Annotated in this window: 14 protein-coding genes and 1 pseudogene; 14 read left to right on the top strand and 1 reads right to left on the bottom strand. The window is 51.0% G+C overall.

Features of this window, described 5'->3' with window-relative positions; translation table 11 throughout:
* Positions 1 to 54 precede the first annotated feature (54 nt).
* The 9 genes and pseudogenes from EFB11_RS13740 to EFB11_RS13700 all read left to right on the top strand — a co-directional run bounded on the left by EFB11_RS13740 (position 55) and on the right by EFB11_RS13700 (position 11,078).
* The gene (locus EFB11_RS13740) at positions 55 to 1,872 is read left to right on the top strand and encodes a reverse transcriptase domain-containing protein (protein ID WP_003504504.1); all 1,818 of its coding nucleotides are present in this window, start codon (positions 55 to 57) and stop codon (positions 1,870 to 1,872) included.
* 105 nt (positions 1,873 to 1,977) lie between these two features.
* Positions 1,978 to 2,451, top strand: a pseudogene (locus EFB11_RS13735) (type IV secretory system conjugative DNA transfer family protein); the annotation flags it as partial.
* 91 nt (positions 2,452 to 2,542) lie between these two features.
* Entirely contained in the window at positions 2,543 to 4,423 is a 1,881-nt protein-coding gene (locus tag EFB11_RS13730; protein WP_122790709.1) for a recombinase family protein, read from the top strand.
* A 26-nt stretch (positions 4,424 to 4,449) separates the two neighbouring features.
* The gene (locus tag EFB11_RS13725; RefSeq protein ID WP_122790708.1) at positions 4,450 to 4,803 is read left to right on the top strand and encodes a TnpV protein; all 354 of its coding nucleotides are present in this window, start codon (positions 4,450 to 4,452) and stop codon (positions 4,801 to 4,803) included.
* A 155-nt stretch (positions 4,804 to 4,958) separates the two neighbouring features.
* Entirely contained in the window at positions 4,959 to 5,642 is a 684-nt protein-coding gene (locus EFB11_RS13720) for a response regulator transcription factor (RefSeq protein WP_122790707.1), read from the top strand.
* Positions 5,639 to 6,670 (top strand): sensor histidine kinase, encoded by a 1,032-nt coding sequence (locus EFB11_RS13715; protein WP_122790706.1) that lies wholly within the window; start codon positions 5,639 to 5,641, stop codon positions 6,668 to 6,670. Before EFB11_RS13720 ends, EFB11_RS13715 begins: the two co-directional genes overlap by 4 nt.
* Positions 6,671 to 6,789: 119 nt before the next feature.
* The gene (locus EFB11_RS13710) at positions 6,790 to 7,455 is read left to right on the top strand and encodes an ABC transporter ATP-binding protein (protein ID WP_076778896.1); all 666 of its coding nucleotides are present in this window, start codon (positions 6,790 to 6,792) and stop codon (positions 7,453 to 7,455) included.
* Positions 7,456 to 7,468: 13 nt separating this feature from the next.
* The gene (locus EFB11_RS13705; protein ID WP_122790705.1) at positions 7,469 to 10,042 is read left to right on the top strand and encodes an FtsX-like permease family protein; all 2,574 of its coding nucleotides are present in this window, start codon (positions 7,469 to 7,471) and stop codon (positions 10,040 to 10,042) included.
* 622 nt (positions 10,043 to 10,664) lie between these two features.
* Positions 10,665 to 11,078 carry an RNA polymerase sigma factor gene (locus EFB11_RS13700; RefSeq protein ID WP_122790704.1) on the top strand — a complete coding sequence of 138 codons (414 nt, stop codon included), beginning with the start codon at positions 10,665 to 10,667 and terminating at the stop codon, positions 11,076 to 11,078.
* A 247-nt stretch (positions 11,079 to 11,325) separates the two neighbouring features.
* Here EFB11_RS13700 and EFB11_RS13695 read toward each other — a convergent pair whose 3' ends face one another.
* Complete coding sequence (locus EFB11_RS13695) at positions 11,326 to 12,549, bottom strand: IS110 family transposase (protein ID WP_122788753.1); 1,224 nt, start codon at positions 12,547 to 12,549, stop codon at positions 11,326 to 11,328.
* A gap of 341 nt (positions 12,550 to 12,890) precedes the next feature.
* On the opposite strand from EFB11_RS13695, the gene EFB11_RS13690 reads away from it, so the two are divergent.
* Genes EFB11_RS13690 through mobQ form a run of 5 tightly spaced genes read left to right on the top strand, consistent with a single transcriptional unit; the run spans position 12,891 to position 16,219 of the window.
* Positions 12,891 to 13,343: an RNA polymerase subunit sigma-24 gene (locus EFB11_RS13690; RefSeq protein WP_106788803.1), complete on the top strand. Its 453-nt coding sequence runs from the start codon at positions 12,891 to 12,893 to the stop codon at positions 13,341 to 13,343.
* Between the two features lie 10 nt (positions 13,344 to 13,353).
* Entirely contained in the window at positions 13,354 to 13,815 is a 462-nt protein-coding gene (locus tag EFB11_RS13685) for an RNA polymerase sigma factor (protein WP_122790703.1), read from the top strand.
* Positions 13,812 to 14,351: an RNA polymerase sigma factor gene (locus EFB11_RS13680; protein WP_087284445.1), complete on the top strand. Its 540-nt coding sequence runs from the start codon at positions 13,812 to 13,814 to the stop codon at positions 14,349 to 14,351. Before EFB11_RS13685 ends, EFB11_RS13680 begins: the two co-directional genes overlap by 4 nt.
* Complete coding sequence (locus EFB11_RS13675; RefSeq protein ID WP_087284442.1) at positions 14,291 to 14,587, top strand: DUF3847 domain-containing protein; 297 nt, start codon at positions 14,291 to 14,293, stop codon at positions 14,585 to 14,587. The genes EFB11_RS13680 and EFB11_RS13675 overlap by 61 nt, the downstream gene beginning before the upstream one ends.
* A 39-nt stretch (positions 14,588 to 14,626) precedes the next feature.
* A complete protein-coding gene (gene mobQ / locus EFB11_RS13670; RefSeq protein ID WP_243115237.1) occupies positions 14,627 to 16,219 on the top strand; it encodes a MobQ family relaxase in 1,593 nt (530 codons plus the stop codon).
* Positions 16,220 to 16,298 lie beyond the last annotated feature (79 nt).

Raw genomic sequence — 16,298 nt, 5'->3', positions numbered from 1 at the left:
CAAAGGGGAACAGTGAATCATTTTCAAAACAGAAAGGATGGTGTGTGAGACACTATGAGAAATCCGATTCATGTCTTGAAAAGCCTTGAAGAAAAGGCAAGTGTAAGTAACTACAAATATGAAAGATTATATCGCAACCTATACAATCCAGAGTTCTATCTCCTTGCATATGCGAACATTGCGAAGTCGCAGGGGAGCATGACGCAGGGGGTAGACGGGCAGACGCTGGACAACATGAGCCTGCCGAGAATTAACCGGATTATTGAATCCATACGCAACAGGACATATCAGCCAAAGCCTGCAAAAAGAAAGTACATTCCTAAAAAGAACGGGAAACTTCGCCCGTTGGGAATCACTTCTACTGATGATAAGTTAGTGCAGGAAGTGGTCAGAATGATTCTTGAAGCAATCTATGAGCCGACATTCAGCAACAATTCACACGGTTTCAGACCAAAAAGAAGCTGTCACACGGCACTTACGCAAGTGAAGAAAAACTTCACAGGTGTTACATGGATTGTCGAGGGAGACATTAAGGCGTGCTTTGATAACTTCGACCATCATGTGTTGGTTGAATTACTGCGGAAAAGGATTTCAGACGAGGCTTTTATCGGTCTAATCTGGAAGTTCCTGAAAGCCGGATATATGGAACAATGGCAGTACAACTGCACCTACTCCGGTGTTCCGCAGGGCAGCGGTATCAGTCCGATATGTGCAAACATCTACCTCAGCGAACTGGACAACTATATGCAGGAATACAAAGAAAAGTATGATTGCGAGCCAGAACGCAGAAGGACGACCAGAGAATACGAGCGGGCGTCCCGGAGATACAGAAAGGCACGTAAAGCGTTAATGGGCGCAGAAAAATCAACTCCTGAACTGGTAAAAGAATTTAAGGATTCCAGAAGGAAGAAGATGAATCAGCACTATTACAATCCGTTTGAGGAAGGCTTCAAGAAAATCCAGTACAACCGTTACGCCGATGATTTTGTAATCGGCGTTATCGGCTCCAAAAAGGACGCAGAAAAAATCAAGGAAGATGTAAAAATCTTTCTCCAAGAAAAACTGCATTTGGAAATGTCCGAGGAAAAGACGAAAGTCACCCATTCCAGTAAGCCGGTACGCTATCTGGGGTACGATTTCAAAGTAATCCATTCCAAGAACATGAAGCGTTGTAAAAACGGCGACATGAAACGGGTGTGGTATGGAAAAGTATTCCTGTATATGCCGAAAGAAAAATGGATTAAAAAAGCGATGGAACGGGGAGCGATACAGGTGAAACGCAACAATGACACAGGCAAAGAAATGTGGCGGCCTATGCCAAGGAAAGACCTGATGAACCGCAGCGACGCAGAGATTGTGTCTACTTTCAATTCCGAAATTCGAGGGTTATATAACTTCTATCGGATAGCAGAAAACGTAGGCGCATTGCACAAGTATTACTACATGGTGCGGTACAGCATGTTAAAAACTCTGGCAGGAAAGCACAGAACGAATGTCAGTGTTATTAAGAAGCGGCACATGGTAAACGGAGTACTGAGAATCCCATACGATACAACTAAGGGACGTAAATACTGCGAATTTTACCATGATGGATTCAGAAAGCACAGCGACGGCTATGACAATGTGGCAGACGTTATGCCGAGTTATAGGAAATATGACAGCAGGCACACGATAGTAAACCGCATAAAAGCCGGAGTATGCGAGATTTGCGGGGAACATGCAGACTATTTATGTATGCACCACGTAAGAACGCTGAAATCGCTGAAAGGCAGGGATATATTTGAGCAGAAAATGCTGAAAATGAGAAGAAAATCTCTGGCTCTCTGCCCTGACTGCTTTGAACTCTTACACGAAACCAAAGAATCAAGGTGATTCATGGAAAGCCGGATACGCTGAGAGGTGTACGTCCGGTTTGGGAGGCGGCTCCCTGAAACCTACTGATGAAAGTCAGCAAGGCGCAGGGTGCCTACCTCATATTTAATGCAACTTCATTCTTCCTATGTCTTGACAGACCCGAAAGGCACCGTCCTAATCGAGTGCGGAAAGCTGCTGCAACGGGCAGGCTACCGCATTAAGGTACTGAATACGATAAACTTTCGGAAAAGTATGCACTATAACCCGTTTGTCTATATCCGCAGCGAAAAGGACGTGTTAAAGGTTGTCAATACCCTTATTGTCAATACCAAAGGCGAGGGAGAAAAAAGCGCGGAAGATTTTTGGGTGAAAGCCGAGAGGTTATTATATTGCGCGTTGATCGGCTACATTTGGTATGAAGCCCCCGCCGAGGAAATGAACTTTACAACGCTGCTTGAACTTATCAATGCAAGCGAAGCACGCGAGGACGACGAGGAATACCAAAGCCCCGTTGATCTGCTCTTTGCCGATTTGGAAGAACGCAGCCCCGACCATTTCGCGGTGAAGCAATATAAAAAATACAAATTGGCGGCGGGAGCTGTATGCTCTAAGTGACTTCTTAATCATGGTTTTTGTCATGGTTAGTGAAGCAGTCACTTAGAGTATTTTCATGTCAGGAGGTACAGCCATGAGAAACGAGAAAATCACCCCTCTGTATGAGCGTTTGAGCCGCGATGATGAGTTACAGGGCGAGAGTAACTCCATAAGCCATCAAAAGCAGATGTTAGAGGAGTTTGCCCGCCGGAATGGTCTGCCGAACCCCACCCACTTCACCGATGACGGCGTATCAGGAACCCGTTTTGACCGCCCCGGCTTTCTGGCGATGATGGAGGAAGTCGAGGCCGGACGGGTGGAGGCCATTGTTATCAAAGACATGAGCCGCCTGGGGCGTGACTATCTGAAAGTCGGTCAGGTCATGGAGATTTTGCGGCAGCGCGGTGTCCGGCTGATCGCCATCAATGACGGTGTAGACAGTCTGAAAGGCGATGATGATTTTACCCCTTTCCGCAACATTATGAACGAGTTTTACGCCCGCGACACCAGCCGGAAAATCCGCTCCGTGTTCAAATCCAAAGGCATGAGCGGCAAGCACCTGACCGGCACCGTTATCTACGGCTATCTGTGGGATGAAAAGCGGGAACACTGGCTTGTGGACGAAGAAGCCGCCGAAGTGGTACGCCGTATCTTTTCCCTGACGATGGAGGGCTACGGCCCCTATCAAATCTCCAAGCTGCTGTCCGAGGCAAAGGTTGAAATCCCCGCTGTCCATCTGGCACGCTTTCACGAAGGAGTAAACAGGACGAAGCCGGTCAAAGACCCCTACGGCTGGGGATCATCCACCATTGTGAGCATCCTGAAAAAGCGGGAATACCTGGGCCACACCATCAATTTCAAAACCCGCAAGCACTTCAAGGACAAGAAAAGCCACTATGTTGACGAAAGCGAGTGGACGATTTTCGAGAATACCCATGAGGCCATTATCGACCAAGAAACCTTTGACAATGTGCAGCGTATCCGGGCAAATGTCAGGCGTTACCCGGACGGCTGGGGCGAGGCCCATCCCCTGACAGGCCTGATGTACTGCGCCGACTGCGGCGGCAAGATGTATGTCCATCGCGTCAATAATGGCAAGCGTGACCCACAGTTTACTTGCAGCCAGTACAGCAAAATACCATGCGGGACGCTTTGCGGCACACAGCACCGCATCCGGGCCGAGGCTGTCCTGACCTTGATAACCGATATGCTCCGGGCCATCGCGGAATATTCCAAGAATGACCGGGCCGAGTTTATCCACACCGTCCAGGAAACGCAGGCCGCCCAGCAGACCGCCGACATATCCAAGAAACGGAAACGGCTGGCCGCCGCCCAAAAGCGGGCTGGGGAACTGGAAAAGCTGATTTGCAAAATCTATGAGGACAATGCCCTGGGCAAGCTGCCGGACGCCCGGTATGAGGCCCTGGACGCACAGTATGCCAAAGAGCAGGACGCTCTCAATGCGGAAATCACGGAACTGGAAAAGGCCGTTACCGGCTATGAGCAGAGCCGGAAATCTGCGGAGAAGTTTATAGCCCTGATTGACAAGTATGAGAATTTCGACACGCTGACAAATACCATGCTCAACGAGTTTGTAGAGAAAATTCTTGTCCATGAACGCGCCCGCAAAGGCAGCCAGGACACTACGCAGGAGGTTGAAATCTACTTCAATTTTGTGGGCCGGTATATCCCGCCCGCCTTGCAGCCGGTTCCCCTGACCCCGGAGGAACAGGAAGAACTGCGGAAGAAGGAGGAACGCAAGGACAGGCTTCACCAGAACTACTTGCGCCGCAAGGCTAATGGCAAGCAGAAGGAATGGGAAGAACGCTACAACGCCAAGCGCAAGGCCCAGGTGGAGGCGGCAAAGGCCGCGATCCGGGCCGAGGACATGGAAAAAGGCATTTTTATCCCTGCCGGTCAGCTACCCAGGCAGGAGCCGCGCAAGGCCACCTTACCGGCCAGTGCCGCAGTTTAACCATCACAGTGCAAAGGAGAATGAACATGAGCAAATTGACTTACACCCGCTGCGGAGATTACTACATCCCCGACCTTAAACTTTCCGAGCAGCCGGAAGCTCCAATCGGCAAGTATGGCCGTATGCGGCAACGCTACCTGAAGGAACACCGGCCCGGCCTTTACAGCAGCTTGATTTTGAGCGAAAAGCTGTACCCGCACCTGTTGGAGATTGACCGGGCGGCGCGTGAACGGATGGACGCCATGCTGCCCCGCATGATGGAGGCGGCAGGCGTCACCGAGGAACTGAAAGCCCGTGACCCCATGCGCTGGGTGGGGCTGATGAACACGCTGAAGGTGCAGGCGGAGGAAACAGTTATTATAGAAATTATCATGGAGTGATTAAGGGTGCGGGGAATATTCTCCGCACCCTTAATTAAATCGTATTGCTTGTTGCTATCCCTGATATGAGATAAAATATTTTTAAGGAACTTGCTTTCCTGTGAGGTTTCTGTGACATTTGGTTGATACTCTATAAAGAAAAAGGATGTGAACGCGTGAAAATATTAGTGGTTGAGGATGACCGCCTTTTGAATAATACCCTTTGCTATAACCTGTCTGCCGCAGGCTATGAAGTAGATGCTGCCCTGACAAAAATCGTTGCCGAACGGTTTTGCAGAAAACAAGAGTATGATTTGATTGTCCTTGACATCAATCTGCCGGACGGCAATGGGTTTGATTTTTGCCGGGATATTAAGGAAAGCCACCCAGACACCGCTGTGATCTTCTTGACGGCAAACGATATGGAAAGCGATATGCTCAAAGGCTACGAGCTGGGGGCGGATGATTATGTGACTAAGCCTTTTCCCATGAGCGTATTTCAGAAAAAAGTGTCTGCATTGCTGGCTCGGATCAGAAAGCAATCTGGCGGTGACTTTTACAATGACGGCAACCTGTTTATCAACTTTACGGAAATGACCGCAACGCTGGGCGGGGAAACCATCTCTTTTACCCCGATGGAATACCGGCTTTTGAAAGTGCTGACGAAAAATCCGCAGATTGTTTTGACCCGGCAGGTGCTATTGGAAAAGCTGTGGGATATTGACGGGAATTTTGTGGATGAACACGCGCTGACTTCCACAATCAGCCGGGTACGAAGCAAAATTGAAAATCCAGGCCATGCCTATATCAAAACCGTCTACGGCATGGGATATATGTGGATTGGGGGCGGTAACAAATGAGGACGGAAAAACTCTCGGTCAATAAAGTGTGTATGGTCGTGTGTGCAGCTCTTTTCCTGCTTTCGTTCGCTATGCCATGTACCATATACTTTTTAACAGGGAACGTATTGGCGCTATGCTGTGGATTACTTTATGCGATTTTCGTTGCCGGGTGTATGGCTGCTTTTCTGGCCTTTGTGCGTCGGAAATTAACGCTGTTTTCGGACGCTCTGTGCAAGCTGCTGGATGATATGATGTCATCAGATCAGGCCCCGCCGCAGTACACAGAGGAAGAAAACCTGTTTTATAAAATCCAGCACCGGCTTTCCCGGCTCTATGAAGTGCTGCGGGAAAGCAAAAGCAGTATTGCAAAGGAACGGGCCGACTTGCAGGAATTGATTTCGGACATCTCCCATCAGGTCAAAACGCCGATTGCAAACCTAAAAATGCTTGACGCCACTTTGTTGGAACAAACTGTAACGCCGGAAAAGCAGAGAGAATTTCTTCTGGCAATGGACAGCCAGTTAGACAAGCTGGATTTTCTCATGCAGGCAATGATTAAAACATCACGGCTGGAAGCCGGGGTGATTGCTTTGGAGCCGAAGCCGCAGACCATCTATGATACTCTCGCTGCGGCGCTGGGCGGTATTCTGCTGAACGCAGAGCAGAAAAAGATTGCGGTCACGGTGGATTGCCCGGAAACGGTAACTGCGGCCCATGATCGGAAATGGACAACCGAAGCCCTGTTCAACATTCTGGATAATGCGGTGAAGTACACACCAGAGGGCGGGAAAGTCCATGTGGCTGTTGTGTGTTGGGAAATGTATGTGAAGATTGATATTTCTGATACCGGCATTGGTATTCCAGAACAACATCAAGGAACGATTTTCAAGCGTTTTTATCGTGAAAGCAGCGTACATGACGCCCCCGGTATTGGGATTGGTTTGTATCTGGCCCGTGAAATTATCACCCGGCAAGGCGGCTTTATCCGCGTATCTTCGGAACTCGGCACCGGCTCCACTTTCTCTGTGTTCCTGCCTCACTCTTGAAATGTCACAGGATTGTGACATTTCAAGGCGTTTTAAGGGGAAATTCAAGAACCGCCGTGACATTTCTGTGAGGATTGCGTTTTACAATGGAACCATCAAAAAGAAAGGTGGTAGAACTTATGCCTATTTTACAGACAACAGATTTAAAAAAATACTATGGTGAAAAACCGAACATTACAAAGGCGCTGGACGGCGTTTCCCTTTCAGTGGAACATGGGGAATTTGTCGCCATTGTCGGCACATCCGGCAGCGGTAAATCCACGCTGCTGAACATGATCGGCGGTTTGGATGTCCCTACTTCCGGCAAGGTCATTGTGGATGGAAAAGACCTGTCCACCCTGAAAGACGAGCAGCTTACTATTTTCCGCAGACGGAAAATCGGCTTTATCTTTCAGAACTACAATCTTGTCCCTGTCCTCAATGTCTATGAAAACATTGTTCTGCCGGTGGAATTGGACGGCGATCAGGTGGACAAAAACTATATGCAGGAAGTTGTTCGGATGTTGGGCCTGGAAGATAGGCTGAACAATATGCCGAATAATCTCTCCGGCGGCCAGCAGCAGCGCGTGGCGATTGCACGCGCTCTGGTATCGAAACCGGCGATTGTGCTGGCGGACGAGCCGACGGGCAACCTTGACAGCCGGACAAGCAGTGATGTTCTTGGCCTGCTGAAAGTAAGCAGCCAGAAATTTCACCAGACCCTTGTAATGATTACCCATAACAACGAGATCGCCCAGCTCGCGGATCGGATCGTCCGTATTGAGGATGGGAAAATTTCTGAATGAGGGGGTGTTGAAAATGAACGATATTTTATTTGGCAATAATAACAGACCCATTATTAAGAAATTGTCCAGGCGGTACTTTAAGGCCAGCAAAAGCAGGAATATCATTGCTATTGTTGCCATTATTCTTACAACCGTCTTGTTCACAACGATCTTCACACTGGGTTCCGGTTTAATTGATACGGTACAAGACCAAAATATCCGAAAGATGGGCGGGGACGGTCAAGCTGTTCTCAACTACATTAGTGACGAAGTTTTTGATGATGTAAAGGGCAACGAATTGATTGACCGAATTGCCTATACAAAGGCGGTTTCTTACCATCTTAACAATCCGGGGCTTGCGAAATGGCGTTCTGATATGTGGTATATGGATGATACCGCGTTGGAATTTGCCAGATACGAGCCGACAACAGGACACCGCCCCGAAGCTGAAAATGAGATCATAGCCGACACAAAGACATTAGAGGCATTGGGGGTTCCGGCTGAAATCGGCGCGACAGTCACCCTTGATTATGAAATCAAGGGCAAGGAGTACACAACTGATTTTACACTGTGCGGCTTTTGGGAAACAGACAGCCTAAGTAATATCGGGCGTATTATCGTATCGAAAGCCTTTATAGATAGCCATGCCGACTTACTCACCTATACCTATCCTGTGGACAATGATTATTCTGGCATTGTGACGGCGTATATCATGTTCCGTGGCAGCGGCTCCGTAGAAGAAAAATTGCAGCAGCTCCTTACAGAAACCGGCTACACCTGTGACACGCTTGGAGGACAGCCCACAGACGAAAACTATATTGTCGCCCGTGTCAGTCCCGCTTATCAAAGCAGCCCTATCAGTGAAAATTCCGCCCTGTTTATTGCCGGTATTGTGGGAATACTCGCGATTATGGCAACAGGCTATTTGATTATCTACAATATTTTTCAAATCTCTGTTATTCAAGATATTCAGTCCTACGGGCAGCTTAAAACATTGGGAACCACAAGGCGGCAGATCAAAAAGATTATCAACAAACAGGCCCTGCTTCTGTCTGCGGTAGGTATCCCCATTGGCCTGATTATCGGCTTTTTTATTGGCCGCGCTTTAGTTCCGGCTCTGATGAACGGCACAACTTATACTTCCGACGCTGGCGTTGTGGTGACAGTAAATCCGCTGATATTCATTGGCTCGGCTATCTTTGCTTTTGTTACTGTTTCTATCAGTGTGCGAAAACCGGCTAAGATCGCAGGTGCAATCTCACCGATTGAAGCTATCCGCTACACAGAAAATGACGCAGGCGCATTTCAAACAAAGAACCGTCTGGCTGTAAAAAAATCAACCAGCGGCGCAAAAATTCATCGGATGGCCTTGGCAAATTTGGGGAGAAATCGAAAACGAACGATCCTTGTAATCGTGTCTATGACATTGAGCCTGGTACTGTTTAACACCGTATTTACTCTATCCAGTGGTTTTGATATTGATAAGTATGTTGAGAAGTTCTTAAACAAGGATTTTATCATTTCTTCCGCAGACTATTTCAACTATAACTTCGCCCGCAGCGAAACATACTTGTCCGAAACCTTTATCAATGCTGTCCAACAACAGGACGCCTACGAGGATGGCGGCAGACTATATTCCAGCAAGGTGACAGAAGAAAGATTTTCCGCTGAAACAGACGCCGTAACAAATTACAACAAGGACGAATATGGAAATCCTCTTATTGCTCTGTATGGGGCAGACGATTTTCTTCTAAGCTCGATGGATGTAGTCGAGGGCGAAATTGATTGGGATGCTCTTAAAACGGGAAAATACACGCTGTACGCGCTTACAATGGATGACAATGGGAATATAATTGACAATCCATCTATCCATGTCGGAGATACGATCACCTTTCATCACTGGAAGATGAACGGGTTAGCCGGTACACTGGATAACAGCTTTGACCTTACCGTTATGGCAAAAGTTCTTATCAATGAAAATACCGATACAGAACGAAACACGGGCGCGGCACGTTTTTATTTGCCCACAGAACAGTTCAAGCCGCTCTGCCTCAATCTCCTTTTGGTAAGTTTCCCGTTCAATGTCAAAGACGGGATGGACAGCGACATGAGCAGTTTTTTAAGTAACTATGTGGAAAGCATTGAGCCAACTATGGATTTTGAGTCCAAAGAAACCTATATCAATTCCTTTAATGGTATGACTTCTCTGATTATTACAATAGGAGGTGCATTGAGTGTTATTATCGGTTTGATTGGAATAGTTAATTTCATCAACTCGGTGTTGACAAGTATTATCACACGGCAGAAGGAATTTGCCATGCTTCAAAGCATTGGTATGACCGGTAAGCAGCTTAAACAGATGCTGTCTTATGAAGGACTGTATTATGCCATAGGAACGATTATAGCCTCATTGATAGTAGGGGTGCTGTTTTCTCTACTTGTTGTGCAGGCGGTGGCAAGCAGTTTTTGGTTCTTCACTTACCATTTTGTGATTTGGCCTATGCTGGTTGTCTATCCGTTTCTTATCCTTTTGACGGTGATTATCCCGTCCATACTCTATCGCAAATTTTCAAAAAGAAGCATTATTGAAAGGCTGCATCAAAATTGATTGTATGATGGTTAAAGAAACGCAGTATATCAAAAGGCTTGCCTGATATAGTAACCGAACAAGCCGGATAACTTACCCGATACTTGCAGACATCTAAATATGCGGCTGGAACAATTAGAAAACCGGGGGCAATCCTGCCTTCGGTTTTCTAATTGTCACAAGTTTGCGAGATTTCAGCTTGTTATTATGTCGAAAAGACGATTTGCCGTGAGGATTTTGTGAGGATTATGGGCTAAGATATAAGAAATTGAGGAAAGAATGTACTGCCCGGCGGCAGAAAAGAAAAAAACCGCCGAAGGGCAGGCTGCTTAACGCGCCCGTAACATCTGGAACGGTGGTATCATGGAGGTATCGCCGTGTTTCTTTTCGTCGTTCATCCGCCTAACTTGTTAAAAAAAGCCTACCGACAAAACCGGCCCCGTCTGGCAGTCAGTGCGAAAATTGTCATAATGTAACTGAATACCGTGTTTTTTGCGCTCGAATCGCTTCATGCTGTCCGGGCGCTTTTTCATACCTATGGGGCCGGAACATCGGGCCAGCATGGCCCGAACCTTGCCCCCGGTGTCGTTCCCCGCCGCCCCGTTCAGATTTTCCCGCAAAAATCTGAACGGAGGAAAGGCCGATGGAAGTCACCATCAATTACAACGGACAAGCTGTGGCCGTGGAGGTCACGCTGGAAGTCTATGAATTTCTTGACCGGGCCGACCACAAAGCCGAGAACCTGTCCCATGAGCAGCGGCGGCATTGGGATGGCCGGGAGTTTGACGAATACATAGTTGCCACCGAGGGCGTGGGTATCTACGGCGAAACGCCGGAGGAATACCTTTGCCGCATGGAAACGCTGGGCGAGCTGATGGCCGTCCTGGACACCTGCACCGAGGCCCAGCGCCGCCGGTTCCTGCTCTATGCCCTGGACGGGCTGACCCTTGCGGAGATCGGGACGGTGTGCGGCTGCTCCAAAGTATCCGTCTATGAGAGCATTGACGCGGTTCGGAAAAAATTTTTGAAATTCTTTGCGAACTCCCCTAACGAATGACCCTTTTTCGGGCTACCAAGTGAAAGGGATTGTTTCCCTTATCCCAGCGGGAGGCGGACAGCGGACAAGCTGCCCGCCTCTCCCATTTTCAGTCCAATGGTATGAAGTCAAGTAGGTGATGCAAGAAAATTTCAAATGGGAATGAGTAAAAAGGACCATGTAGGCAGGAAAAAGACAACACCAATCCAAGCCCTGTCCCTGAGTTTTTTGAAACAGGGCCTATGCGCCAGAGCGGCAAGCGGTACGCTCAGCCCTCCGGCAGGATATACAGGCGGTTGTCCTTCAGCAGCCGAAAGATCAACCGAACCAGTTTTCTGGCAGTGAGAGCGAGTGCGCGTTTATGCTGATACTTGTTGACCTCTTGATACTTGAGGTCATAGTAGCGCCGGAACTCGGAATCGCATCTTCTCACAGAGTTGGCGGCTTCCAGCAGGTAGTAGCGGAGATAGCGGTTGCCGGACTTGATCATCCGGGAGTGTTCAGCCTCAAATTCACCGGACTGGTGCTGTGTCCAGACAAGGCCGGCGAACTTGGCAACCGAGGCTTGAGAGCTGAAACGGTGAATGTCGCCGATCTCGGCGATGATCCCGGCGGAGTAGACCTTGCCAATCCCGGGGATAGAGGTCAGGGTGTTGGGAATGATTTCAAACTGCTGTTCAATGGCCTTGTCCAACACCTTGACCTGCTTTTCCAGAGCCCGCATAGAGGCAATAGAGACTGCCATCGCCTGATTTACAGAATTGTTCACAGTAACAGGCAGGCGGTAAGAGTCTCTGGCGGCAGTTCGAATAACCTTGGCTTTGGCAGCCGGGTCAGCGAAGTTTCTGCCCTTCTCATCCAGAAAGGCAGTCAGTTCGTCCAGGTCGGCGTTTGCCAGATCATCCACAGTTTCAAACCGCTCCATGAGCGCGATAGTGGTGGCGCTGGTGTTCTGGATGTCCTTGTCCTGGGCTATGCCGGAGCATTTGAGGAATAAGTAGTTAGCGAATCTCTGTTTCTCCCGGGTCAGGTTTTGGATCACGTCAAACCTGGCCCTGGTAAGGGTCCTGAGCGCCTGGTAGCGGTAGTCGTCCATATAGACCTCCTTGGCGATCCTGCCGAAACGGAGATGGTCGGCAATCACAAAGGCGTCCACAAAGTCATTCTTGGGCAGGTCGGGATAGGCTTCCTTGAACTTTTTGACCTGCTTTGGATTCAGGACATGGATCTTCCGCTGGAACCGGCCCAGGCTGCCATCCTCCCGGAGAGCGTAAACCAAGCTGTCTCCGTAGATGGAGGTGGCCTCCAGGCCGATCACCACATCGCTGAGCTGCATGGAACGCAGTGCCGACACGATCTTCTCTGATAACAGTTTAGCACCACCCAGGTTGTTCTGTATGGAAAAGCTGGAGTGCTTGCTGCCGTCGGGTTTCATCAGGTAGGCCACATTGTTTCTGCTGCTCACATCAATGCCAACGAATAGTGGGTTCATAATTTTCACCTCCCCACATGGAGATTTCAGGCCAGCAGGCTTTGAGATACCCATGATAACCGAAGCATCCGCAACCTCGCGTATCAGAATCATTCCGGGGCAGACCAATGCGAAAGCCCTCACTGCTGAAAGGGCGGCCTTGCCTCCGGCAAACAGCCAATGAGTTTGCAGCTGACTTCCGGCTCAGGGGAACAGACTAAAAATGAAGCAGCCTTGTGGCTCAACAAGGAGGTGGAGAGCTTGACCCTGCTGTCCTACAGCTATTGTATCACGGGCATCTCAATGCCTGCTGATGCCTGAAATTATTAACTTTGAATCTTATTATACGAGGAGGTAAGCCTATGAAAACAATCAATCTGCGGTGGATTTATCCCCACTACCGGCATGACGAGTTTGTGGAGGTCAGCGATGAAGTTTGGGAGGTCATGCGGCAGGCCCAGCGCGAGATGAACAACTATGAACGCCGGAAGGTCTACCACCGCGCCTACTACTCCCTGGACGCATATAGCTGGACGGAGAACTATGCGCTGGAACACGGCAGATCGCCGGAGGAAATCCTTTTGGAGCGCGAGGAACGGGCCGCCCATCTGCGGCTGCTGGCCGCCTTGCCGGAGGCTCTGGCCCATGCCACCCCCACACAGGCCCGCCGCGTCCGGGCCTACTACATCGCCGGTATCAGCCAGCCGGAAATCTCCCGGATGGAGGGCGTAGACAGCAGCAAGGTCAGCGTTGCCATCCGGCGGGGCCTGCGGAATATGCGCCGCTGCTATGACTGCCTTTTTCCGGCAGAGTGAGGGCGGGCCTATGCAGACCATCAACCTCAAACAGTATTACCCGTTCTGCACCGAGGACACCTTTGTGGAGGTGTCGGATGAAATTGTTGAAGCGTTCCTGCTGGACAAGCGGGCCGAGGCCGCCAGGGAGCGCAAGATGTACCGCTACAAGGCGTTTTACTCCCTTGACTGCAATGATGGGATTGAGAACGCCGCCATCGGCTGGGCGCAGCCTTCGCCGGAGGATTACCTGATGGAAAAGGAGGCGCAGGCCGAATATGCCGAACTGCTCCGGCGGCTCTATGAGGCCCTTTCCTCTTTGCCCCCAACGCAGGCCCGCCGTGTCCATGCCCGGTATATGCTGGGGATGAAAGTGAAGGATATTGCCGCGATGGAAGGTATTACCCCATCCCAGGCAGGAAAGTCCATCCATGCGGCGCTCCGGCGGCTGCGCCGGTACTTCATACACCGGAAATGGACAGGCGGCCTATGAAAACCATCAACCTGAAAAAATACTACTACCCGATTTGTAAGAAAGACACCTTTGTGGAAGTGCCGGACGAGGTGGCAGACGCCATTGTAGAGGAAAGCCGCGCAGAGGACGCCAATGACGCCAAGCAGCACTATCACTGTTACTCTCTGGACGCATCCCCCGGCATGGAAAACCATTTCCCGGAGCAGGCCGTTTCCCCGGAGGATATTCTGATGGAGAAGGAAACGGAACGGGAACAGGAGGCCGCCCGCACCCTGATGGTGGAACGGCTCCAGGAGGCCCTTGCCACCCTGACACCCCGGCAGACAAGCTGCCTTCATGCCCGGTTTTGGGAGGGTAAGCCCTTCAAGGAGATTGCCGAGGCCGAGGGCTTTACCACATCGGCTGCTATTGTCACGGTACGCAACGCCATCATCAAGTTACAGAAATATTATATCAAGTGCGGCTGGATGAAGCCGCCAAAGGAGAAAGCGATATGCACAAAGACAGCACCACCCAAGCGAAACAGAAAAAAGACGAGCGCAAAGAAGTCCTGAAGGAAATCCAGCAGCTTGAGAACCACCAGAAGATTTTGGAGAACAAGCAGCGCAATGAGGAACGCAAGGCCCGCACCCGCCGCCTGATTGAGCGCGGGGCCATTTTGGAGGGCATTTTCCCTCTGGCCCCAGACCTTCCCGGCGTAGAGGTCAAGGCGTTCCTGATTGCCCTGTCCCATCTTCCGGGGGCGGCAGAACTGGCCGCAAAACTGCTGAAATCTGGGGACAAGCCGTAAGTCCCTTGTTTACAAGGGCGCACTTATACACCGTTTCCGGTGTCGTGCGCCCTGCCGGGGGCTGTTGCGCTCTCCGAGCGCGATGGGGCGCTACACTCCCCAAACCCCTTGTGCGCCACAGGTTACAGAACATCCGCAAGCGGCTGTCCCGTCCCCTGCGGCCTGAATACCCCTCACCGAAAGGAGGCGATCCCCATAGATTTTTGCCATATCCCCGTCAGTATCATCAAGCGCAGCGAGGGCCGTTCCGCTGTTGCCGCAGCCGCCTACCGCAGCGGAACCAAGCTGACGAATGAATGGGACGGCCTGACCCATGATTACACCCGCAAAGGCGGCGTTGTCCATGCGGAAATCATGCTGCCCGCCCATGCCCCGCCAGAGTTTGCAGACCGCTCCACCCTCTGGAACAGTGTGGAGCAGGTCGAGAAAGCCAGGGACAGTCAGCTTGCCCGCGAGATCGAGGCGGCCTTGCCCCGTGAACTGTCCAGGGAACAGCAGCTTGCCCTTGTCCGGGCCTATGTGAAGGACAACTTTGTGGACAAAGGAATGTGCGCCGACTTCGCCATCCATGACAAGGGAACCGGCAACCCTCATGTCCATATCATGCTGACCGTCCGGCCCTTAAAAGAAAACGGTGCATGGGGCGCGAAGTGTCGCAAGGCATACGACCTGGACGAGAACGGCCAGCGCATCCCAGACGGGAAAGGCGGTTGGAAGAACCACCGGGAGGATACCACTGACTGGAACGACAAAGGGAATGTGGAGATTTGGCGGGCGGCATGGGCGGCCTATACCAACCGGGCATTGGAGGCCGTCGGTCAGCCTGCCCTGGTAGACCACCGCAGCTACAAGCGCCGGGGCATTGATAAAATCCCCTCTGTCCACCTGGGGCCAGCAGCCAGCCAGATGGAGAAGCGCGGCATCCGCACCGACAAGGGAGAAGTCAACCGGCAGATCGCCGCCGACAACAAGCTGCTGAAAGAAATCAAGGCCCGCATTACCCGTCTCTACAACTGGTCGAAGGCCGAGGCGGAGAAGCCGGAGGGCCAGCAGCCCAGCATGATGGACTTGTGGGAGGCCCAGCAGCAGCTCAAGCGGCCTGACACCCGTACCGGAAAAATCCGGGCATTGCAGGAGAGCGCCGCCCTGTTCAATTTTCTGAACGCCAACGGCATCCAATCCATGCAGCAGCTCCATGAAAAAATTGCCGGTATGAACACCCGCTACTATGACCTGCGGCGAGAGATCGTCAAGGCCGAGCGCCGGATCGCTGTCCTCACCGAGCGCGGGGAGATGTGGGCGCAGTACAACGAGTACAAGGCCATTCATAAACAGCTTGCCAGGATGAAGCCGGAAAAGCGGGAGCTGTTCGAGCAGCGCCACAGCCGGGAGCTGATCCTCTATGACGCGGCAGACCGGTATCTGAAGGAACTGAAAGCCAGCGGAGAGGAACTTTCCCCGAAGGAATGGCGGCGCGAGATCGACCTGCTGACCGCCCAGAAGCAGGTGGACAGCATCGACATGAAGGCCATGCGGGAGGAACTGAAAGCCGTGGAACGGCTCCGCAAGGCCGCCGACCAACTGGCCCGCCAGGAACGGGACAAGCCCCGCGACCGGGGGCCGGAGCGGTAAAGGGTACGGTGTTTTGCCGACCCCTTGCGGTGCGTCGCGTTTCACGACACACCTTTGCACAGAATTGTCAACATTCACT

It is taken from the genome of Intestinibacillus sp. Marseille-P6563, from assembly GCF_900604335.1.
Taxonomy (GTDB): Bacteria; Bacillota; Clostridia; order Oscillospirales; family Butyricicoccaceae; genus Butyricicoccus_B.
This window is presented reverse-complemented; position numbering and strand designations above follow the sequence as displayed.